15 protein-coding genes and 2 pseudogenes are annotated in these 22,180 nt (G+C 74.5%); 9 read left to right on the forward strand and 8 right to left on the reverse strand.

All coding sequences use genetic code 11. The features are described from left to right. Positions 1-104: 104 nt before the first annotated feature. Positions 105-4,150 (reverse strand): annotated as a pseudogene (eccCa, locus tag ACY34I_RS06890) (type VII secretion protein EccCa). A gap of 99 nt (positions 4,151-4,249) precedes the next feature. On the opposite strand from eccCa, the pseudogene eccD reads away from it, so the two are divergent. Then, positions 4,250-5,667 (forward strand): annotated as a pseudogene (gene eccD, locus ACY34I_RS06895) (type VII secretion integral membrane protein EccD). 72 nt (positions 5,668-5,739) lie between these two features. On the opposite strand, the gene ACY34I_RS06900 reads toward eccD, so the two are convergent. Further along, positions 5,740-6,240 (reverse strand): inorganic diphosphatase, encoded by a 501-nt coding sequence (locus ACY34I_RS06900; protein WP_462753558.1) that lies wholly within the window; start codon positions 6,238-6,240, stop codon positions 5,740-5,742. Positions 6,241-6,685: 445 nt separating this feature from the next. Here ACY34I_RS06900 and dacB point away from each other — a divergent pair, with 445 nt between their 5' ends. The 3 genes from dacB (at position 6,686) to tilS (ending at position 10,476) form a co-directional block, all read left to right on the forward strand. After that, positions 6,686-8,194: a D-alanyl-D-alanine carboxypeptidase/D-alanyl-D-alanine endopeptidase gene (gene dacB / locus ACY34I_RS06905; protein ID WP_462753847.1), complete on the forward strand. Its 1,509-nt coding sequence runs from the start codon at positions 6,686-6,688 to the stop codon at positions 8,192-8,194. Between the two features lie 79 nt (positions 8,195-8,273). Further along, positions 8,274-9,341 (forward strand): zinc-dependent metalloprotease, encoded by a 1,068-nt coding sequence (locus ACY34I_RS06910; protein WP_148793118.1) that lies wholly within the window; start codon positions 8,274-8,276, stop codon positions 9,339-9,341. A 4-nt stretch (positions 9,342-9,345) separates the two neighbouring features. Beyond that, on the forward strand, positions 9,346-10,476 hold the full coding sequence (gene tilS / locus ACY34I_RS06915) for a tRNA lysidine(34) synthetase TilS (RefSeq protein ID WP_462753560.1): 1,131 nt from the start codon (positions 9,346-9,348) through the stop codon (positions 10,474-10,476). Between the two features lie 184 nt (positions 10,477-10,660). Here the strand turns inward: tilS and ACY34I_RS06920 are convergent, their stop codons facing one another. Beyond that, entirely contained in the window at positions 10,661-11,620 is a 960-nt protein-coding gene (locus tag ACY34I_RS06920) for a GlxA family transcriptional regulator (protein WP_462753562.1), read from the reverse strand. Positions 11,621-11,770: 150 nt separating this feature from the next. Between ACY34I_RS06920 and ACY34I_RS06925 the strand changes: the two genes are divergently transcribed. The 4 genes from ACY34I_RS06925 to folE all read left to right on the forward strand — a co-directional run bounded on the left by ACY34I_RS06925 (position 11,771) and on the right by folE (position 15,687). After that, positions 11,771-11,908 (forward strand): hypothetical protein, encoded by a 138-nt coding sequence (locus tag ACY34I_RS06925; RefSeq protein WP_462753564.1) that lies wholly within the window; start codon positions 11,771-11,773, stop codon positions 11,906-11,908. A 99-nt stretch (positions 11,909-12,007) separates the two neighbouring features. Beyond that, positions 12,008-12,583 carry a hypoxanthine phosphoribosyltransferase gene (gene hpt, locus ACY34I_RS06930; RefSeq protein ID WP_148793121.1) on the forward strand — a complete coding sequence of 192 codons (576 nt, stop codon included), beginning with the start codon at positions 12,008-12,010 and terminating at the stop codon, positions 12,581-12,583. 396 nt (positions 12,584-12,979) lie between these two features. Continuing rightward, positions 12,980-14,986 carry an ATP-dependent zinc metalloprotease FtsH gene (ftsH, locus tag ACY34I_RS06935; protein ID WP_148793683.1) on the forward strand — a complete coding sequence of 669 codons (2,007 nt, stop codon included), beginning with the start codon at positions 12,980-12,982 and terminating at the stop codon, positions 14,984-14,986. Positions 14,987-15,021: 35 nt separating this feature from the next. Then, positions 15,022-15,687, forward strand: a complete 666-nt coding sequence (gene folE / locus ACY34I_RS06940) for a GTP cyclohydrolase I FolE (protein ID WP_462753849.1) — start codon at positions 15,022-15,024, stop codon at positions 15,685-15,687. A 68-nt stretch (positions 15,688-15,755) separates the two neighbouring features. On the opposite strand, the gene ACY34I_RS06945 is transcribed toward folE, so the two are convergent. Then, on the reverse strand, positions 15,756-16,457 hold the full coding sequence (locus tag ACY34I_RS06945) for a hypothetical protein (RefSeq protein ID WP_462753566.1): 702 nt from the start codon (positions 16,455-16,457) through the stop codon (positions 15,756-15,758). 46 nt (positions 16,458-16,503) lie between these two features. Beyond that, complete coding sequence (locus ACY34I_RS06950; RefSeq protein WP_462753568.1) at positions 16,504-19,053, reverse strand: FtsK/SpoIIIE domain-containing protein; 2,550 nt, start codon at positions 19,051-19,053, stop codon at positions 16,504-16,506. A 236-nt stretch (positions 19,054-19,289) separates the two neighbouring features. On the opposite strand from ACY34I_RS06950, the gene ACY34I_RS06955 reads away from it, so the two are divergent. Next, positions 19,290-19,841: a hypothetical protein gene (locus ACY34I_RS06955; protein WP_462753851.1), complete on the forward strand. Its 552-nt coding sequence runs from the start codon at positions 19,290-19,292 to the stop codon at positions 19,839-19,841. A gap of 4 nt (positions 19,842-19,845) precedes the next feature. Here the strand turns inward: ACY34I_RS06955 and ACY34I_RS06960 are convergent, their stop codons facing one another. The 3 genes from ACY34I_RS06960 to ACY34I_RS06970 are packed head-to-tail and all read right to left on the reverse strand — an operon-like array spanning position 19,846 to position 22,179. Beyond that, positions 19,846-20,445, reverse strand: a complete 600-nt coding sequence (locus tag ACY34I_RS06960; RefSeq protein WP_462753570.1) for a hypothetical protein — start codon at positions 20,443-20,445, stop codon at positions 19,846-19,848. A gap of 13 nt (positions 20,446-20,458) precedes the next feature. Then, positions 20,459-21,634 carry a M23 family metallopeptidase gene (locus tag ACY34I_RS06965; protein ID WP_462753572.1) on the reverse strand — a complete coding sequence of 392 codons (1,176 nt, stop codon included), beginning with the start codon at positions 21,632-21,634 and terminating at the stop codon, positions 20,459-20,461. Beyond that, complete coding sequence (locus tag ACY34I_RS06970) at positions 21,631-22,179, reverse strand: hypothetical protein (RefSeq protein ID WP_462753574.1); 549 nt, start codon at positions 22,177-22,179, stop codon at positions 21,631-21,633. Before ACY34I_RS06970 ends, ACY34I_RS06965 begins: the two co-directional genes overlap by 4 nt. Position 22,180: the final 1 nt, after the last annotated feature.

A 22,180-nucleotide genomic window follows, 5' to 3' on the forward strand; every position in this document is an offset into this window, starting at 1 on the left:
CCGCCGATCCCTGGTCACATTCCCCAGCCGTTCATCGCGACAGAAACACGCTGCTCGGAGATTACCGGTTTTCCCGCACGCCACGGAGCCGGTCACGGAGACCGTCACCCTGGCGGAAGATGGGCCAGCTGCACCAGGCGTACGCCCTCCCGGCGGGTGACCAGGCGGCCGCGGCCGGGCGGCAGCGGGGCGGCCTTTACCTGGCCGACCAGCGGCCCCTCCTCCGGGGCACCGGACATCACCAGGCCGGGGGTGGAGAGCTCCCGCAGCCGCTGGATGATCGGCTCGTACGAGGTCCGGCCGGCGCCGCCGGAGCGGCGGGCCAGCACCACGTGCAGGCCGACGTCCCGGGCGTGCGGCAGGTGCTCCTCCAGCGCCCGCAACGGGCTGCTGGGCCCGCCGGCCACCAGGTCGTAGTCGTCCACCAGCACGAACAGTTCCGGCCCGGTCCACCACGACCGGTCGCGCAGCTCGGCCGGGGTTACCTCCGGACCGGCGAGCCGCCCCTGGAGGTAGCTGGCCGCCGACTCGATCAGCTCGGTGGTGTGCGGCGCCGCCGTGCCGTACCCGATCAGGTGCGGCGTCTCGATCGTGCCCATCAGGCTGCGTCGGTAGTCCACCAGCATCACCCGGGCCTGGTCCGGGGTGAACCGGTTGACGATCGAGGTGGCCAGCGCCCGCAGGAACGACGACTTGCCGCACTCGGCGTCGCCGAAGACCACGAAGTTGGGCTCGGTGGCGAAGTCCAGCACCACCGGGCTCAGGTCCGCCTCGGCCACCCCGATCGGGAAGGCCAGCCCGCTGGTCGCCGCCTGGTCCAGCTCGGCGTACGGCAGCACCGGCGGGAGCAGCCGTACCGGGGGTGCCGACGGCCCGGCCCAGGCCCCGGCGACCGCCTTGACCAGGTCGGTGGTCTCCCCGCCCAGACCGGCCACGCGGGGCATCGCGGCGAGGAAGTGCAGTTCGGCGGCCGTGATTCCCCGCCCCGGCTGGTTTCCGGCACGGTCGCGGCGACCGCGCGCTTGACCACCACCGAGTCGGCCGGGTCGCCGAGGCGCAGTTCCAGCCGCGAACCGAAGAGGTCCCGGATCGCCGGCCGGAAGTCCGACCAGCGCAGGGCGCTGGCCACCACGTGCACCCCGTACGCCAGGCCCCGCGTGGCCAGCTCGGTGACCAGCGGTTCCAGCTCCTCGTAGTCGGTGCGCAGGGAGTTCCAACCGTCCACGACCAGGAACACGTCGCCGAACGGGTCGGTGCCCGGCTGCCCGCCGGCCAGCGCCGCCGCCCGCCGCCGGCGCCAGGCCGCCATCGACTCCACGCCCGCCTCGGCGAAGCGCCGCTCCCGCTCGGCCAGCAGGGCGGCGATCTCGCCCACCGTCCGGCGTACGGCGGTGGCGTCGGCGCGCCCGCTGACCCCGCCGACATGCGGCAGGTCGCGCAGCGCGGCCAGCGCGCCGCCGAAATCCAGGCAGTAGACCTGCGCCTCGGCTGGGGTGTGGGTGAGGGCCAGCGCGCAGATCAGCGTGCGCAACAGGGTCGACCGGCCGCTGCGCGTGGTGCCGACCACGGCCACGTGCCCGGCCGCCCCGTCCAGGGCCAGCCAGTGAAGGTCCCGGCGCTGCTCGTACGGCTTGTCCACCACGGCCACCGGCACCTGGAGGGCGCCGTGCAGCTCGGGGTTGGCCACGGTGAGCCCGCGTACCGGGTCGGGGCCCACCGGGCCGAGCAGCTCGTCCAGGGCGGGGGACTCGTCCAGCGGCGGCAGCCACACCTGGTGCGCGGGTGGGCCCTGCCCGGCCAGCCGCCCGACCAGCAGGTCGAGCAGGGACTCGGTCACCTCCTCCGTGGCGGGCGGCGCGGCCGGGGCGGGCGGCTCGGGCAGCGGCACCGGATGGGTGGAGAAGGCGTGCAGCCGAGGGGTGCCGGCCGGCGTACCCGCCGCGCCGCCCCGACGGGGCACCGCGCCGGAGACGTACGCGGCCTTGAACCGGACCAGCGGGTCGGTGCCCGCGCGCAGGTAGCCGTGCCCGGGGCTGCGGGGCAGCTCGTGCGCGTCCGGCACCCCGAGCACCGTCCGGGACTCCAGCGCCGAGAAGGTCCGCAACCCGATCCGGTACGACAGGTGGGTGTCCAGCCCGCGCAGCCGCCCCTCCTCCAACCGCTGGGAGGCCAGCAGCAGGTGTACGCCGAGCGACCGGCCCACCCGGCCGATCTGGACGAAGAGGTCGATGAAGTCCGGCTTGGCGGAGAGCAGCTCGGAGAACTCGTCGCAGATGAGCAGCAGCGACGGCAGCGGGGCGAGCGGGCTGCCGGCCGCCCGGGCCCGCTCGTAGTCGCGCACGCTGGCGAAGTTGCCGGCCCGGCGGAGCAGCTTCTGCCGGCGCATCAGCTCGCCGTTGATCGCGTCGACCATGCGGTCGACCAGGGGCAGCGCGTCGGCCAGGTTGGTGATCACCGCGGCGGTGTGCGGCAGCCGCTCGAAGGGCGCGAAGGTGGCCCCGCCCTTGAAGTCGACCAGGACGAAGTTGAGCTGCTCCGAGCTGTGCGTGGCGGCCAGCCCCAGCACCAGCGTCCGGAGCAGCTCCGACTTGCCGGAGCCGGTGGCGCCGATGAGCAGGCCGTGCGGGCCCATGCCGTCCTGCGCGGACTCCTTGAGGTCCAGCTCGACGGCGCCGCCGTCGGCGCCCACGCCGATCGGTATTCGCAGCCGGTCCCGGGCGGCCCGCGGGGCCCAGCCCTGCTCGGCGGTGAAGTTCTGCGGGTCACCGATGCCGAGCAGTTCGGGCAGGCCGGGCTCGGCGCCGGGCGGGGCGTCAGGTCCGCGTACCGGGCCGGCGAGCCGCAGCGGGGCGAGCCGGCGGGCGACGGCCTCGGCGTCGGCGAGCGCCAGCCCGTCGGCCGCGCCGACCTCGGCGTGCCCCTCGGCGGAGTGCGAGTGCAGCCGGCCGTCGGCCAGGTCGAGCAGGAGGGCGTACCGGTCGAGCAGGCGGGGCGGCGGGGTGTCCAGGTCGAGCAGGGTGACCGCGTCGATGCCGCCGTCCCCGGCGAGGTCGGTGGCCCCGGTCAGGTCACCGCCGTCGAGCACCACCACCACGTGCGGGCCGTCGGTGGCCGGACCCGTCGGGCTGAACCGGGAGCGGCTGGCCAGCACCTCGTCGAGGAGCCGTTCCAGCTCGGCGGCGGAGCTGGTGACCAGCCGGACCGGGCCCAGCGCGTCGGTGCGGCTCGGGTGGTGGGCGTGCGGCAGCCACTTGACCCACTCCCAGCACGCCCGCCGCTCTGGGCCGGCGCAGACCGCGATCTGCAGTTCGTCCGGGGCGTGGAAGACGGCGAGCTGGGTGAGCACGGCCCGGGCCAGCGCCTGCGCGGCCGGCGAACCGGCGTCGCCGACGGCTCGAGCGACGGCTTCAGGTCGCGGCGCGGCGGCAGACTCGCCGAGCTGAAGTCGTCGTAGCTGCGCGGCGTCAGACGCGCCGAGCTGGAGTTGTCGCAGGGCGGGGCCGCGTACGAAGACCCGGGCGAAGCTGCGCAGCGACAGCGCCACCGGCAGGTCGGGCACCACCGCGTACGCGTCGAGGAAGCGCCGCAGCGCCCCCGCGGTCATCGGCTCCAGCTCCTCCAGCGGCCGGGTGACCGGCGGGACCAGCGGGGTGGCCAACGTCTGCGGCCCGACGGCGACCCGGACCACGGCGAAGTCGGGGTCGTCCGGCCGCCGCTCCCAGACCCGGTGGCTGTCCACCGTCGACCAGAGACGGCCGGGGTCGGGGTGCCGGTAGTAGAGCCCGGCCCGCTGTGCCCCGGCGGTCTCCCGGACCCGGCGCCGCAGTGTGGCCAGGTGCCGCAGGTAGTCCCGGCGGGCGGCCATCAGCTCCGACTTCCTCGGGCCGGCGCTGCCCCAGGAGGTCATCAGCATCGCCACCGAGGAGAGCCCGAACATGCCGCCCACCACGTACGAGTAGGCCCCGCCGCCGCGGCCGAACATCATCGCCATCGCCACCGTGCCGCCGAGCATGGGCAGCACCATCAGCGCCTGCTGCCAGCGCCCACCGGTGGCCACCGGGATCTCCGGCGGCGCCTCGACGGGCAGCTCACCGGCCGGAATCTCCGGCGCCGGGCGGCGTGGCGGCCGCTTGATGACGACAGTGGACACTGAGCCTCCCATGGCTCTCGGTAACCCGAGCCTGGCTCATCGTAGGTAAAGTCCTGTCGTCCGTCAGCCACGGTTGCCGTTCAACATGGAGAGATATCGATGACAAGCGGGCTGGCCCGGGTCACGATCAGCGCCCCGCAGCGCCGGGTGGACGTGGCCCTGCCGGAGCAGGTTCCCCTGGCCGAGCTGCTGCCGGAGGTGCTCCGGCACGCCGGCGAGGGGCTGGCCGACGACGGGGAGCGGCACGGCGGCTGGGTGCTGCGCCGCACCGACGGGGCGGTGCTGGCCACCGCGCAGGCGTTGCTGCCCCAGGGCGTCCGTGACGGTGAGGTGCTGCACCTCGTCCGGCCCGCGCCGAGTGGCCCGAGCTGGAGTACGACGACGTGGTCGAGGCGATCGCCGAGGGGGCCCGCCGCCGGGGCGCCGCCTGGTCGCCGGCGGCCACCCGGGCCGCCACGCTGGCCGGGGCGGCCGTGCCGCTCGCCGTGGGCCTGCTCGCCGTGCTCGCCGCCGGGCCCGGGCACCGGACCGGTTGGCCGGTGGCCGCCGCGGTGGCCCTGCTCCTCGTACTCGCCGCCACCGCCGGCTCCCGGGCGTACGGGGACGGCCTGGTCGGTGCCACCCTCGGTGGGTACGCCCTGCCGTACGCCGCCGCGTCCGGTGCCCTCGCGGTGGGCTCCGGCGACCCGGTCGGCCCGTTCGGGCCGCTGCGCTGGGTCGGCGCGCCCGAACTTTTGGCCGGCTCGGTGGCGCTGCTCCTGGTGTCGGTGCTCGGCCTGCTCGGGGTGGCCAGCCGGTCCCGGGTCTTCGTGGCCGGCGCGACCACCGGCGCCGCCGGGGCGCTCGCCGCTCTCGGCGGGCTCTTCCTCGACCCGGCGGGCACCGCCGCCGTGCTGCTCTGCGGGCTGGTCTTCGCGCTGGGCGGGCTGCCGCTGCTGGCCATCCGGCTCGGCAAGCTGCCGCTGCCGCCGATCACCCTGCCCGCCACCACCCCGGCCGGCGGTCCCGACGGGGTACGCGACCTGCCGGACCAGGGGCGGGTGCACGCCGCGGTGACCCGGACCGAGGAGATGCTCACCGGGATGCTGCTCGGGCACGCCGTGCTGGCGGTCGCCGCCGTGGTGGTGCTCGCCACCGCCGGCGGGCTGGCGGGTCGGCTGCTGGTCGCGGTCGGCTGCGCGGTGCTGCTGCTGCTGCTGCTGCTGCTGCGCTCCCGGCTCTTCGTGGCGGTCCGCCACCGGGTGCCCGCGGTGGCCGCCGGGCTGGCCGGGTACGCCCTGCTCGGCGCGGTGCTCGCCGATCGTGGCGGGGCGACCGGCCGGCTCGCGCTGGTCGTCGGCGGGCTCGCCGTGGCCCTGGTCGCGGTGGCGGCCGGCGCCACGTACGCCCGGCGGCCGGTCTCCCCGTACCTCGGGAGGCTGGCCGACCTGACCGACACCGCGCTGGTGGTCTCCCTGGTCCCGGTGGCCTGCGCGGTGCTGGACCTCTACGACCGGGCCCGCGGGCTGCTCGGCTGACCCAGCGGAACAGGCGTTACGCGCAGGCCCGGGTCGCTCGGCTGAGCGGCCCGGGCCCGTCGACGTCGAAGATCAGTGCTCGCCGCGCTCGGCGGCCTCCTTGGCGCGCTGGAACGAGGCCAGGATCTCGGCCTCGGCCTCGGTACGCCCCACCCAGGTCGCGCCCTCGACCGACTTGCCCGGCTCCAGGTCCTTGTACACCTCGAAGAAGTGCTGGATCTCCAGCCGGTCGAACTCGCCCAGGTGGTGGATGTCCCGCAGGTGCTCCTGGCGCGGGTCCTCGTAGGGCACGCAGAGGACCTTGTCGTCGCCGCCCTTCTCGTCGGTCATCCGGAACATGCCGATGGTGCGGCAACGGATCAGACAACCCGGGAAGGTGGGCTCGGGGACCAGCACCAGCGCGTCCAGCGGGTCGCCGTCCTCGCCCAGGGTGCCCTCGATGAAGCCGTAGTCAGCGGGGTACTGCGTGGAGGTGAAGAGCGTGCGGTCCAGCCGGATCCGGCCGGTCGCGTGGTCCACCTCGTACTTGTTGCGGTGACCCTTGGGGATCTCAACCGTGACGTCGAAATCCATCTCGCACGCTCCCTCGTTTGCCCACGCTGGCTAACGGAAACCAGTGGCGCCGCTCCCGGACGGGCGAATGACCCCCGCCGGCTCCGGCCGCCGCATAGTGTTCGGACCGAAGTAGTGTCACCCAGGGTGCTTTTGAGCGGGGGAGGAGGGGGTCGTGGGGAGGGAAGATTCACACTACCGCCCCGAAGGGGTTGACGGGCGGAAGTTCGGCCGTTCCGGTTCCGGCGGCGCCACCGGCCGGGTGCCGGTCCCCGACGCGCATCTTCCGCGTACCCCGGGCCGGGCGACCGGGTCCGCCTCCGTCGGCCGCGATCCCGACGGGTACGGCGCCAATCCGGTGGGCCGGGCCGATCCGGGACAGTACGGCCCGGACCCGACGGCCCCGCTGAGCTGGCCCGCGCCCGACCTGCCGGGCGGGGTACCGGTGAGCCCGCCGGCAGGCGGCATGCCGGTGAGTCCGCCCGCCCCGCCGTACGGCCCCGCTCCGGTCCCGGCCCCGCCGCCCCGCCGGAGTCGGCTCCGGCTGCTGGCCGTGCTGTCCGCTGTGCTGGTGCTCGCCCTGGCCGGCGCCGGGCTGGCCGTGGTCCGCCCCGGCCCGCTGGCCGGCTGGCTGGGCGAGGCCGGCACGCCCCAGGCGAGCGCCCAGCCGCCCGAGCCCGACCCGCCGGCCGTGCTGGCCGGCCTCGACGCCAACGCACCCCTGCCCACCCCCGATGGGGTACGCGCCGCGCTCGAACCGCTGGTCGGCGCCGCGGCGCTCGGTGACCGGGTGAACGTGTCGGTGGCCGACGTGACCACCGGCCGCGAGCTCTACGGCCGCGGCCAGGACACCCCCACGGTGCCCGCGTCGGTGACCAAGCTGGCGACCGCCGTCGCGGTGCTGGTCGCCCGGGGTCCGGCGTACCGGATCCCCACCCGGGCGGTGGCCGGCGCGGCCCCCGGCGAGGTGGTCCTGGTGGGCGGCGGCGACCCGACCCTCGCCGTCAACAAGGACGGCTTCTACCCGAACGCGGCCCGGCTGGACGACCTCGCCGCCCAGGTGCGCAAGGCGCTCGGCGGCACCGCCCCGACCAAGGTCACGGTCGACTCGTCCCTGTTCAGCGGCCCGGTCTACGAGCCCGGCTGGGATGCCGACATCCCCACCGGCGGGTTCGGCGCGGCGATCACCGCGCTGACGACCGACGCCGCCCGGCAGGATCCGGCGGAAGCCCGGGAGAACTTCGACGAGACCCACGGCGCGGCCGAGCGGGTGCCCCAGCCGGACCTGACCGCCGGCCGCCAGTTCGCCAAGCTGCTCGGGCTCTCCGGCGACGCCGCCCAGGTCAAGCGCGGCACCGCGCCCGCCGCCTCCGACGCCTCGGCGGGGGCGACGCCCGCGCCCGGCGCCGAGCTGGGCAAGGTCGAGTCGCTGCCGCTGGTCCGGCTGGTCGACATCATGATCAGCGACAGCGACAACGTGATCGCCGAGTACCTGGCCCGGCAGGTGGCCCTCGCCAAGGGCAAGCCGGCGTCGTTCACCGGCGGCGCGGCCGCCACCGACCAGGTGATCGGCGAGCTGGGCCTGCCGGCCGACGAGATCAGCCTGGCCGACGGCAGCGGCCTGTCCCGGACCAACCGGATCAGCCCCTCGCTGCTCACCGACCTGATCACCCTCGCCGGCAACGGCACCCATCCCGAGCTGGCGGCCATCTTCGGCGGCCTGCCGGTCGGCGCCTGGTCGGGGACCCTGGGCGACCGCTACCAGGCGTCGGTGACCAAGGCCGGGGCCGGCGTGGTCCGGGCCAAGACCGGCACGCTGACCGGGGTCAACGCGATCGCCGGACTGGTCACCACCGCCGACAACCGGCTGCTCACCTTCGCCGTGCTCACCGACCGGACGACCGGCAGCCTCGACGACACCCGGGAGGCCCTCGACCGGATCAGCTCCACGCTGGCTCGCTGCGGCTGCCGCTGACCGCCCCGCCGGTGCGACCGGCGTCGATCGGCGGTCGCGAGCCCGGGTCGGGGTGTCGCGGCGCGGGTACGGTGGGTTCATGGCGCAGTTCGTGGACTGGGATCTGGCCGCCGCCACCGCGGGGGCACTGGGCAAGTCGGGCCCCCGGGTGTCGTACGCCGAGGCCACCGATGTCGTCAGCGAGCTGCGACGGCTGACCGAGGACGCGGCGTTGCACGTCGCCGACTACACCGGCCTGCGCGCCCAGGTCGCCCACCCGCCCGTACGCGTGGTGGACCGCCGGGACTGGGCGGCCGCGAACATCGCCGGGCTGCGCGAGGTGATCACTCCGCTGGTGAACCGCATCTCCGGTGACAAGCGGCCCGGGCCGCTGACCGAGGCGATCGGGTCCCGGCTCACCGGGGTGCAGGCCGGCAGCGTGCTGGCCTACCTCTCCGGCCGGGTGCTCGGCCAGTACGAGGTCTTCGCCGGCGACCCCGGCCAGCTCCTGCTGGTGGCGCCGAACATCGTCGAGGTGGAGCGGAAGCTGGCCGCCGACCCGCGGGACTTCCGGCTCTGGGTCTGCCTGCACGAGGTGACCCACCGGACCCAGTTCACCGCCGTGCCGTGGATGCGCGCGTACTTCCTGAGCGAGGTGCAGGCGTTCGTGGACGCCGCGCAGGCGGGCGAAAAGCTGCTGGAACGGCTGCGGCGGGGCGTCGCCACGCTCTCCGACGCGGTGCGGGACCCGGAGAGCCGGGCCAGCGTGCTGGACATCGTGCAGACCCCGGCCCAGCGGGCCGTGCTCGACCGGCTCACGGCGCTGATGACCCTGCTGGAGGGGCACGCCGAATTCGTCATGGACGGCGTCGGGCCGCAGGTCATCCCCAGCGTCGAGTCGATCCGCGCGGCGTTCAACCGGCGCCGGGAGTCGGGCAACCCGCTGGAGAAGGCGATCCGCCGGCTGCTCGGCATCGAGGTCAAGATGCGCCAGTACGCCGAGGGCCGCAAGTTCGTGCACGGCGTGGTCGACCGGGTCGGCATGGCCGGCTTCAACAAGATCTTCGACTCGCCGCTGACCCTGCCCCGGCTGGACGAGCTGGGTGACCCGGACGCCTGGGTGGCCCGGGTGCACGGGCCGACCGGCGCCACCCCGGCCGCCTACTGAGCCCGTGGCCGCGCTCGCCCCGCCGGTCGCCGCCGTCCGGCTCGCCGTACGCCGGGCGTTGACCGGGCTGCCCGGGGACGGGCCGGTGCTGGTGGCCTGCTCCGGCGGCGCCGACTCGCTCGCGTTGGCGGAGGCCACCGCCTTCGTGGCGTCCCGCCTCGGCCGGCGCGCCGGCCTGGTGACCGTCGACCACGGTCTGCAACCCGGCTCGACGGAGCGGGCTGAGGCGGTCGCCGGCTGGGCCCGCGAGCGGGGTCTGGACCCCGTGGAGGCGGTGTCGGTGCGGGTCGACGGGCGTACCGGCGGCCCGGAGGCGGCCGCCCGCGAGGCCCGGTACGAGGCGCTGGTCGCCGCCGGCCGCCGGCACTCGGCCGCTGCGGTGCTGCTCGGGCACACCCGCGACGACCAGGCCGAGACGGTGCTGCTCGCGCTGGCCCGGGGCGCCGGCCCGCGCGGCCTGGCCGGCATGCCGGAGCGCCGCGAGCTGGCCGGGGTGCCGTTGCTGCGTCCGCTGCTCGACGTCTCCCGGGAGGACACCCGCAAGGCCTGCGCCGCGCTCGGGCTCACCCCGTGGGACGACCCGCACAACGCCGACCCGGCGTACGCGCGCGCCCGGGTTCGGGCCGACGTGCTGCCCGCGCTGGTCCGCGCGCTCGGCCCCGGGGTAGTGGACAACCTGGCGCGGACCGCCCGCCTGGTGGCGGCCGACACCGCCGCCCTGGACGCTCTCGCCGCCGCCGCGCTCGCCGCCCCGGCACCCGTCGAGCCGACAGCAGTCGCGTCGGCATCCGGTCAGAAGCGGTCGGCGCGGGCGGAAGTCCGGCCCGGCGCCGCTCCGACCCCGGCCGGGGGTTCGTCGCCCGCGCCGTCCTCGGCGGACGGGGTGACGGTGATCCGGCCGGTGCGGGCGGCCGAAGGCGGCCTGTCTGTCGCGGCGCTGGCCGCGTTGCCGGCCGCGGTACGCACCCGGGTGCTGCACGCCTGGGCCCGGGGTCTCGGCGCCTCGCCGGGCGCGCTGTCGCACCGGCACGTCGCCGCGCTGGACGCCCTGGTCACCGACTGGCACGGCCAGGGTCCGGTACACCTGCCCGGCGACCTGCCGGTGATCCGCCGCGACGGCCGCCTGACCACCTGAGCCGGTGTCGCCGGGATGGGCGGCGGGCTTGGGCCACCAGGTCGCCGAGGTGGCGCTGTCGGCCAGGTCGAGGACCGCGGCGCTGACGAAGAGTCCGAACGGGACTGCGGCCTGGGATGCCGCAAGATCGGCGAGCCGGCCTCGGCTTCGGTGCGGCCGGTGAGGCGCGATCCTGGGCTGGTGATCAGGCCTCGATCCGTTCCCGGAACGTGGTCCGGTAGGCGTGCGGGGTGGTGCCGACCCGGCGGCTGAAGTGGTGCCGCAGCGCCGCCGCGTCGCCGAAGCCGGCCTGGTCGGCGACGGTCTCCACACTCAACCGGGTCTCCTCGAGCAGCCGCCGGGCGAGCAGCACCCGCTGGTTGGTCAGCCAGTCGTGCGGGGTGGTGCCGGTCTCGGCGCGGAACCGGCGGGCGAAGGTACGCGGCGCCATCCCGGCCCGGGCGGCCAGCTCGTCCACGGTCACCGCCCGGTCCAGGTGGCCCATCAGCCACTCCAGCACCGGCTCCAGGGTGGGTGCCTCCGGCGCCTTCGGGATGGGTGCCTCGATGTACTGGGACTGGCCGCCGTCCCGGTGCGGGGGGACGACCATCCGCCGGGCCAGCCGGGTGGCGGTCGCCGACCCGTGTTCCTGCCGGACCAGGTGCAGGCAGGCGTCGATGCCGGCGGCGGTGCCGGCGCTGGTCAGCAGCCGTCCGTCCTGGACGTAGAGAGAGTTGCATCGCACCCGGGCCGCCGGGTACCGCCGTTGCAGGTCGTCCACGTGCCGCCAGTGGGTGGTGCAGTCCCGGCCGTCGAGCAGCCCCGCCTCGCCCAGCACGAAGGCGCCGGAGCAGACGCTGAGCACCCAAACGCCGCGGTCGGCGGCGCGGCGCAGCGCGTCCAGGACCGGCTCCGGGACGGCCGCCCCCTCGGCGTGCGCCGGCACGGCCACCAGGTCCGCGTCGTCCACCGGGGTCAGGTCGGCGTGCGGGGTGAGCAGGAAGCCGGAGCGGCTGCGGACCGGCCGGCCGTCCGCCGTGCAGACGTCGAAGCGGTAGCCGGGGAAGCCGTCGGCCGTGCGGTCGGTGCCGAACACCTCGGCGAGGACGCCGAGTTCGAACGCGGCGACCTGGTCGAGCGCGATGACGGCCACGGAGCGGAGCATGTGACGAGGGTAACCCGGCAGGTGGCAGAAATTCGATGCCCGCTGGCATTCCTGCCACTTTCCGGGCGGGGAGTCGGCGCGCAGACTGAGTGACATCCGGTGCGCACCGGCGGCGAAATCGATATCAACCACGCGAAAGCGAGCGCCGCCATGACCGTCTTCCTGCTCCTGCTCCTTCTGCTCTTCCTCGTCGTCGCGAGCGCCGTCGGGCTGACCGCCGACTCGCGGGACTCGGCCGACTGGAAGCCCACCGACGACGGCCGGCGGTGGAGCTCCCGTACCTGCTGAGCTGATTTGCCCGTTGCGAGCCGAAAATCCCGGGCGGGACCGCGCCAAAAGGGGCGGCCCCGCCGACGGAGGAGATCCGGCGTACGGCAGGCTAGGAGCATGGCTGACGGCTCCTGGTACGACGCCGACATCGACCACGTGATCATTTCCGAGGAACAGATCCGCGAGAAGACGGCGGAACTGGCCAAGCAGGTCTCGGCGGACTACGCGCACGTCGAGGACGGCCTCCTGCTCGTCTGCGTGCTCAAGGGCGCGGTCATGTTCATGGCCGACTTCGCCCGGGCGCTGGGCCGCCAGGGCCCGCCCGCCGAACTGGAGTTCATGGCCGTCTCCTCGTACGGCCAGGGCACCACCTCCTCCGGGGTGGTCCGGATCCTGAAGGACCTGGACCGGGACATCGCCGGCCGGCACGTGGTGGTCGTCGAGGACATCGTCGACAGCGGCCTCACCCTCTCCTGGCTGCTCCGCTACCTGGAGTCGCGCTCCGCCGCCAGCGTCGAGGTGGTCGCCCTGTTCCGCAAGCCGGACGCGGTCAAGGTGCCGGTTCCGGTCAAGTACGTCGGCTTCGACATCCCGACGGAGTTCGTCGTCGGCTACGGTCTGGACTTCGGCGAGCGCTACCGGGAGCTGCCCTACGTCGGCGTCCTGAAGCCCGAGGTCTACGCCCGGGCCTGAGGCCCCGCCGGCCCGACCCGCCCGGGCTCCGGATACGTCAAGCGGACGTTCAGCGGGCTTTCAGCCTTCCGGTCTACGGTAGATGCCGGTGACGTGGAGGCAACCTCCATGCCCGACCCCTCGAACCGCGTGACCGGGCGATCGGGTGGCCGGGTGGGGAGCTCCCCGCCACGCCGGCCCCAAACCCGGGTTCGCCGTACGCGTAAGTGCCGGGCTCGCAAGCTCACATCTGGCACGAACGGTGTACCGTCGAATGACCGCGGCGCGCAGGAGGCGCGCCTCGGGGTCGGGGCCGGCCCGCACGGCGGCTGCGGCCGCCGCCCGAGGCGGCGACACCAATCAGACGGTCAGGACGTCGATCAGGAGGATGCGGGCGTCTCGATGCCCGACGACAGTATGGAACGTACGCGTTTCTTCCGCCGACCGGTGGTCTGGATCATCCTGGTCATCCTCGGCGCCGTTGTACTCAGTCAGCTGTTCACCGCTGGCCCCAGCTACCACCGGGTGGACACGTCGGTCGCGCTTGACCAGCTCAACAAGGGCGGCATCGAGAAGGTCGTCTTCCAGGACAAGGAGCAGACGCTCCAGATTGACCTGAAGGACAAGGCCAAGTTCGACGACACCACCACCGACAAGATCCAGGCACAGTTCCCGTACGAGGTGGGCAACCAGGTCTGGAACGACGTTCTCAAGGCCAAGGCGGACAACAAGATCACCGGTCCGGCCGACACCAAGGTGTCGTCGGACAGCATCTGGGTGAGCCTGTTGGTCAACCTGCTGCCGATCGCCCTGCTGGTGCTCCTGCTGCTGTTCTTCATGTCGCAGATGCAGGGCGGCGGCTCCCGGGTGCTCAACTTCGGCAAGTCCAAGGCCAAGATGATCACCAAGGACACGCCGAAGACCACCTTCGCGGACGTGGCCGGGGCGGACGAGGCCGTCGAGGAACTGCACGAGATCAAGGACTTCCTGCAGAACCCGGCGAAATACCAGGCCCTGGGCGCCAAGATCCCCAAGGGTGTGCTGCTCTTCGGCCCGCCCGGTACCGGTAAGACGCTGCTCGCCCGGGCGGTCGCCGGTGAGGCCGGGGTGCCCTTCTACTCCATCTCCGGCTCGGACTTCGTGGAGATGTTCGTGGGTGTCGGCGCCAGCCGCGTCCGCGACCTCTTCGAGCAGGCCAAGTCGAACGCGCCGGCGATCGTCTTCGTCGACGAGATCGACGCCGTCGGCCGGCACCGTGGCGCCGGCATGGGCGGCGGCCACGACGAGCGGGAGCAGACCCTCAACCAGCTCCTGGTCGAGATGGACGGTTTCGACACCAAGGGCGGGGTCATCCTGATCGCCGCCACCAACCGGCCGGACATCCTCGACCCGGCGCTGCTGCGCCCGGGCCGCTTCGACCGGCAGATCCCGGTCGACGCCCCCGACATGGAGGGCCGCAAGGCCATCCTGCGGGTGCACGCCAAGGGCAAGCCGTTCACGCCCGACGTCGACCTCGACTCGGTCGCCCGGCGTACCCCCGGCTTCAGCGGTGCCGACCTGGCCAACGTGATCAACGAGGCCGCCCTGCTCACCGCCCGCAAGAACCAGCGGGCGATCACCAACGACTCCCTGGAGGAGTCGATCGACCGGGTGATCGCCGGTCCGCAGCGCCGGACCCGGGTGATGAGCGACCAGGAGAAGAAGATCACCGCGTACCACGAGGGTGGGCACGCGCTGGTCGCCTGGGCGCTGCCGCACGCCGCGCCGGTGCACAAGGTGACCATCCTGTCCCGGGGCCGGTCGCTGGGCCACACGCTGGTCCTGCCGACCGAGGACAAGTACACCCAGACCCGGGCCGAGATGATCGACACCCTGGCGTACGCGCTGGGCGGCCGGGCCGCCGAGGAGCTGGTCTTCCACGAGCCCACCACCGGCGCCGGCAACGACATCGAGAAGGCCACCCAGCTGGCCCGCGCGATGATCACCCAGTACGGCATGAGCTCCAAGCTCGGTGCGATCAAGTACGGCACCAGCGGCGACGAGCCGTTCCTCGGCCGCAACATGGGCCACGAGCGGGACTACTCGGACGCGGTGGCCGCCGAGATCGACGGCGAGATGCGGGCGCTGATCGAGCTGGCGCACGACGAGGCCTGGGAGATCCTGGTCGAATACCGGGACGTCCTGGACAACATCGTGCTCGAGCTGATGGAGAAGGAGACCCTCTCCACGGCCGACATGGCCCGGATCTGCGCCCGGGTGGCGAAGCGCCCGCCGATGGCTCCGTACCACGGCTTCGGCAAGCGCCAGCCCTCCACCGAGCCGCCCGTGCTCACCCCCGCCGAGAAGGAGGCCCTCAAGGCGCAGGCCCAGGCCGACGGCGCCTCGGTCGGCGGGTCCGCGAACAACTCGGACGGTACCCACTGAGCACCGACCCGACGGCCAGCTCCCCTGCGGGGGAGCTGGCCGTCTCCGCGACCGAGCCCGACGGCGAGGACGGGCTGGACTACGTCGCCGCGCGCCTGATCAGCGGCAAGCTGACCGGGCGCCCGGTCGAGGAGACCATCGACCTCGCCCGGATCGAGAAGGCCGTCCGGGAGATCCTCATCGCCGTTGGCGAGAATCCGGACCGCGACGGTCTCCAGCAGACGCCGGCCCGGGTCGCCCGCGCGTACGCCGAGCTCTTCGCCGGCCTGCGGGTCGATCCGGCGCAGGTGCTCACCACCACGTTCGAGGCCAACCACGAGGAACTGGTGCTCGTCCGGGACATCGACGTGATGAGCCTCTGCGAGCACCACCTGCTCCCGTTCCGGGGCAGCGCGCACATCGGCTACATCCCCGGGCCGGACGGCCGGATCACCGGCCTGTCCAAGCTGGCCCGGCTGGTCGAGGTCTTCGCCCGCCGCCCCCAGGTGCAGGAGCGGCTCACCTCGCAGATCGCCGACCTGCTGATGAGCCGGCTGGCCCCGCGCGGCGTCGTGGTGGTGCTCGAGTGCGAGCACATGTGCATGGCGATGCGCGGGATCCAGAAGTCCGGCGCCAAGACGATCACCTCGGCGGTGCGGGGCACCCTCCAGCACGACGCCAAGTCGCGTGCCGAGGCGATGGCCCTGATCATCCCCCGCTGAAGCGGTAAGGAGGGGCCCTTCTTGACAGGGGTCCCTTCTCGCGCGAGGCCGGCCGGGTGGAGCCGTGGTCAGCCGGCCAGCATCGCCAGGACGATCCCGGCGGTGGCCAGCACCGCCGGGACCAGGCACACCAGCGCGCCGAACCGGGGCGTCCGGTCCACCCGGTCCGTCGGGCGGGGCCGGAACAGCCGCCCGACCGTCAGCCAGCCCAGCATGAACGCGACCGCCGGCATCGGCAGCCCGACCACCAGCGCCACCACCGTCGCCGGACTGGTGCCGGTGGTGAGGAAGAGCACCACCTGGATCAGCGGGAGCACCAGCGCCAGCGGCCCGTACACCAGCAGGTTGCGGGGGCGCGCCGGCCAGCGCGCCAGGCGGGGCAGCCCGCGCGCGGCGAGCGTGTCGTCGGCGGCGTCCGCCCAGCCGCCGGCGGTGCGCAGGCAGGCCAGCACCGCCGCCGGACCGGCCGCCATCGACCGGGCCGCCTCGGTCACCTCCGGCGGCGTCGGCACCAGCGAGATCGCCGGAACGCCCAGCTCCCGCAGCCGTGACTGCTGCGGGGCCAGCCGCTCCCGGACGGCCGTCAACTCCTCCCGGGCCGCCGCCACCGACCGGGCCTGCTCGCTGGCGGCGGTCGCCGCGGCGCGACGTACCCCGTCGAGCTGGCGGGCGGCGGCCACATAGTCCGCCCAGGCCGCCTCGGCCGGGTCGATGTCCGCGGTGGGGCCACCGGACCGGGGCGCGGGCACGGGCGCGCCGGTCTCGCTCACGCCGCCGCCTCGCTGCTGAGCCGAATGGTTCGCTCGCTCCGCTCGCTCACGGCACCGCCCCCTCCCCGAACGGCACCAGCACCGTTCCCTGCTCGCCCGGACCGTCCCAGAGCATCGCCCGCTCCGGCCGGGGCCGCCACAGCACCGGCCGGTCGAAGAGCTGCTCCAGCCGGCTGCCCGGCACGTCGGTCACCACCACGGCGGTGAGCTTGTCCACCTCGCCCTCCGGGCCGAGCAGCCCGGCCAACGGCCCCATGGAGCGCCACCAGCCGAGCAGGTGCCGCCCGGCCGGCGGCCCCTCCAACAGCAGCGACCGCAGCCGGTCGGGCGGCAGTTCGGCCGCGTCCGGCACGTCCAACCCGAACACCACCAGGTAGCCCGGCTCGTCCGTCTCGATCGCCGCCCGCAGGCCGGCCACGTCGACCGTGTCGACCTCGTGCCGCTCGGCGAGCTCGGCGGCGAGCGCCGCGGCCGGCTCGGCCGACCCGTTCGCCAGCGGCGCCAGCACGAACCGGGCCGCGGTGTGGTGTGCCGCCACGCTCCGGGCAGCGGTCAGCAGCAGCCGTGCCGCCTCCTCGTCGCGGCCCAGCACGGCGAGGTTCCGGCCGGCGGCCGGCCCGAGCGGGACGGCCACCGTGGAGCGGCGGAGGTCCACCGCCCGGCCGAGCAGTGCGGCCGGCGTGTGCGCCCGCCCGGCCAGCGCGGCCCGGTAGCGCGGGTCGTTGGCGAGCAGCGGGCGCGCGTACCCGGCGAAGACCACCGGCGGGCTGGCGTCCGCGGGTCGGGCCGACCAGAGCCGGTGCCGAAGCCCGGCGAGGAGCTCCGGATCGGCGTGCGGGTCCGGGAACCGGATCATCCGCTCGTGGCCCCGGGTCGCCCCGCGCGGCCCACCCAGCCCGCCGGCGGTGTTCACCACCGCGCTGCCCACCGGCAGGCCGGCGGCCGCGTCGTTGGTCGGCTCCAGCACCGCCGAGCCGCCGGCCAGCGCCACCCGGACCGGGAACTGGCCGAGCAGCGGGTCGCGCGGGCCGCCGATGCCGAGGTCTCCCTCTCCGGCCAGGACCAGGTGGATCCCGTACGCCCGGGCGGCGCGGGCCAGCGCGTCCAGTCGGGCCAGCGTGTCGGTGGCCAGCCGGTCCCGCTCCCGCAGCAGCAGCGGAAAGTTGTCGATCACGCAGACGATCCGGGGCAGCGCTTGATGCTGGCGCAGCTCCGGGTAGCGCTGCCCGCCGGCCCGCCGGCCGGCCTCCTCCCGGCGGCGCAGCTCCGCCGTCAGCTCGCCGAGCAGATCCGCCACGTACTCCCGGTCGGCTGCCATCCCGGCGGCCCGGACCTGTGGCACCCAGGTGCGATCCCGCTCGACCTGGAGGAACTCCACGAAGGACTCACCCTCGCCCAGATCGGCCAGGTAGAGGGCCAGCTCGTCGGGGCCGTACCGGGTGGTTAGCCCGAACAGCACGTTGGTGAGGAACGCCGCCCGACCCGCCCCGGACCGGCCGCTGACCAACCAGTGCGGGGTCAGCTCGGTGAAGCCGAGGCTGACCGGCCGGCCGGCGGCGTCACCGACCATGGTGGACAGCCCGTCGACCGCGCTGTCGACCCATAGTTCGTCGGGCGGCAGCAGGTCGGTCAGGGCGAGCCGGGAGCCGTCTTCGATCTGCCGGGCCAGCCGGCGGCAGACCCCGACGACCAGTTCCTCCGGCGGGTCCTCCGCCACGAACACCGGGCAGTTGAGCCCGCCCGGCGGCTCCGCGCCCGGGCTGCTGAAGCCCGCGCCAGGCGGATCGCCCACCAGCGCGTACGCGGTGCGCACCGCCAGCGGGGTGGCCTGCGGCAACGGCTCCTCGTCCGGCCAGCCGGCCACCACCAGGTGCAACCCCGCCCGATGCCCCCCGGCGGCCAGTGCCCCGAGCCGGGCGAGGTCGGCGGAGGCCGTGCCATCGGGCAGGGCGGCCACCACCAGCAGCAGCGTACGGTCGTGCCCGCGCTGCCGGGCCGTACCCGCGGCCACCCACTGCTCGGCCTCGGTCAGCACCGCCCGGAGCCCCGCCACGTCGGTCGCCGGCGGCGGTAGCAGCCCCGCGTCGGCCAGCGCCGCGAACCCGGCGAAGGTGGCCCCGGTGCCGGTGCCGGTGCCGGTGCCGGTGCCGGTGCCGTCGACCGCGCGGGCCAGCAGGGCGCCGGCCGGGGTGGCGGCGAACAGCCGGAGCAGGAGGGCCCGCAGCAGACCGGCCACCCGCGGATCGCCGGCGTCGGCGTCGATGCTCAGGTGTCCACTGCCGACCAGCGGCACCAGCGCGGGGAACCGGGCATCGTCCAGGGGCGCGGCGGTGCCGACCCGGACGACGGGCGGCGGGCCGTCCCCGGGCGGGGTGGTCACCGCCAGCGCTTCCAGCGGATCGCCGGCCCAGCCGGGTGCGGCGAGCGCCGCCGCCGCCCGGAGCCGCTCCGCCAGCTCGTACTGCCGATGGTGGTCGGCGGGCGCGGGCCGGATCTCGTCGAGGATGCCGGCGGCCGCGGTCGCGGTGGCCTCGGCCCGCCGGTGCAGCGCGGCCGCCCGACCGGCTCGCGCCTTCGGACTCGCCACCGCGTCCACCTCTCTTCCCGAGGCCGACATCTCCTCCCGAGCTGTGACGGTATCCCAGCCGAGGGCCGTCCCCCGGGATGTCGGTCGGCGCTGCGCCGGTGTTTGCCCCGGTGGTGAGCCGGCTCACCCGGATCCCGTCCGGCGGGCCCGCGCCGGGCGGCGTCCGCCCGGCGGTTCGCCACGATCCGGGGATCTGGGGCATTGGGTACGCGGCACGCAGCCGATAGCCTCAGGAGGTGGAATCAGTGCAGCCCCCCGCCGGTTCCCAGGTCTCCCGCGTACCGGCGCAGCGGACCCCGCCCGAGCAGTTGGCGCCTCCCGCGCCGGCCCCGGCGCCGGAATGTCCGCGGCGGCCGCTGCGTACCGTCCTCGCGGTCGTCGCCGGGGTGCTGGCGCTGCTCTGTGCCGGCGGTGCCGTCGTCGGTTTCGTGCTGTACGACCGCGCCACCGCGCCCGACCGCAGCGCCCCCGAGGTCGTGGTAGTCAATTACCTCCAAGCCATGCTGGTGCGGCGCGACGACAACAGGGCGAAGCTTTTCACCTGCGACGGTCCGATCCCTTCCATTGACAGCTTTCGAGGCCAGATCGACAGGCGGCAACAGGAGTTGGGTGTCACGTTCTCGATCAACATCGAGAACGTCGCCGCCTCGAAAACAGATTCCTCGAAGGCCACCGTCATCGCCGTGATCAGGCGAAGTGCCGTGGTGGACGGAGTGCAACAGAGCCTCACGGACACATGGCGTTTCGGGCTCAGAGATCAGAATGGTTGGCTCGTCTGCTCTGCCCAGCCCTTGTGAGGGCTCATTCGAGCCAGAGCAGGTGGACCGGGACCTCCAATGTGACCGGTGCCTGGCCGCGCCACGCCCACCGGTACCACTCCAATTCCGGAGCAACCCGGACGCAGATGTCCCCGTCCGCGCCGGCGTAGGTCTCGGTCACCGCGCGAAGGTCGCGCTGCTCGGTCGCCCCGGTCACGTGCACCACGCGCCGGCCGGTGACCGAGTCCGCCTCGACCACCGGGGTGGGTGGACGACGGGTGGGCGCGTCGAGGGAGACCAGCCGGAACCCCGACCCGGCCGGCCGGGCGGCCGGCCCCCGCTCGCCAACGGTCTCCACCCACACCCGCTCCACTGGCACCAGCGGCGCGAAGACCTCCACCTGTTCCGCCTCGGCGCGGTACCACTCGTGCTCCGGGATGACCGGCACGTACGTCCGGCTGCCCTGCACCACCCGCTCGTCGGCGCGCAGATCGCCGCGCCAGCCGAGGCCGGGCAGGCCCACCAGCACCCGACGGCCGCGCAGGTCGACGCGCCCGGCGGCGGGGACGATCTCGACCGGTCGGGGCGGCAGCGGCGCCCAGTCGGGCTGGTCCGCGAAGGGGTCGGGCAGGGGATTGCTCATGGGCCGACAACCCTCATGCGGTGCCGGCCAGCGGTGCACCGCGCTTTCGCATGAACGGCACCGGGTTGATCGCGCCACGGCTCGACCGGTCGCTGTTGACGTGCACCTCGAAGTGCAGGTGCGGGCCGGAGGAGTTCCCGCTGCTGCCGGAGTAACCGATCACCTCGCCGGCCTCCACCGTCTGTCCCGGCGCCACCTTGGGCCGCTGGACCAGGTGGCAGTACCGGGTGATGTACCCGCCCGCGTGCAGGATGTCCACGAACCAGCCGCAGCCGCCCTTGTCCGGCCAGCCGTCCCGGTCGCAGTCCCGCCGGCCCGAATGGTCGGGGTCGCAGCGGGCCACCAGGACCCGGCCCGCGGACGCGGCGTGGATCGGCGTCTCCTTGTCCGCCGCCAGGTCGACCCCGTTGTGGCTGCTGCGCTCGGCGGTGCGGAAGCCGGAGACGATGCCGCCCGGGAGCGGCGCCGTCCAGCCGGAGGCGGCGATCCGGGTGCCGGCGGCGGCGTCGCACACTGCCTTTCCGGCGATCTCCACCGTGCGGGCCGCGCCCCCGGCGAGCGCGTCGACGATGCGGGCGGCCAGGTCCTCGTGCTTCGCGTACGCGTCCGGGAAGGCGCTGACCTGCACCCGCTGCGCCACCACGGTCAGCGGGCGCCGCTGCCAGTCCGGCACCTTCAGCAGTTTCTCGTAGAACTTCCCGGCGGCGTACGACGGCGTCATCCGCTGCTGGACGCTGCCCCAGCCCGGGCGCTGCTGGAAGAGGCCCAGCGAGTCGTGGTCGGAGCCGACGCCCTCGTGCGGCAGCGCCAGCGACGCCGGCACGGTGCTGTTGGCGAGGTTGCGCAGCGCGGACTCCTGCATGGCGGTGGCCAGCGCGACGACCCAGCCCCGGGCGGGCACCTTCATGTCCTGGCCGACCTTGATGATGACGGCGGCGTTGCGCAACTGGCCCTCGCCGTACTCGCTGAAGCGCGGCATGTCCCCGGTGACGTCGACCTGGTAGGCCGCGTCGCAGTCCAGGCCGGCGGTCAAGCCGTCCTTCTCGTCGCCGCCCAGTTCGGTGAGGAAGAATGCGCCGGCGCCGCCGACGCAGCAGAGCAGGGTGAGCACCGTGGCCAGTGCGGCGACCAGCACGCCGAGCCGCAGCTTGCGTCGGCGCGGGATCGCCCCCTCCGCCACGGCGCTCATTGCCGCTCCCAGTCGACCACGTCCACCAGCCACCGCCCGTCCGAGGCCACCAGTTCCAGCCGGAGCCGGCCGTTGTCGAGCGGCACCATGGCCTCCACGAACGACTCCGTCCGGGGCCGGAGGGTCACCTGGCCGGCCATCCGCCGGGCCGGCACGCTCTCCGGGTCGGCGCCGGTCAGCTTCTCCGTCAGCGCCGCCGTGGACAGCGGTCGCAGCCGGCCCTGCCAGTCCTCCCCGCTGCTGCCAGGGCCGGTCAGCCAGGCGGTGGTGAAGCGGCCGGCGGTCTGCTCGGGGGTCAGTTCGCCCGGCCGGGTCTTCGGCGAGGGCGCCGTGGAGCTCGCCAGCACCCCGTCGTCACCGGCCTCCGGGTCGGCCGTGCTGATCGGCTCGCGTGGCCGGTTGCTCAGGCCGACGGTCCGGTCGACCGGACCGGAGACCAGCCGGGCCACGCCGATCACGCCGAAGACCAGGGCGGCGATCACGAGCGCGATGCCGAGCCGGGACCGCAGCACCCGGGTGACCAGGAATTCCAGCGCCCGACGCATC

It is taken from the genome of Micromonospora sp. RTBAU3-60 (assembly GCF_054963695.1).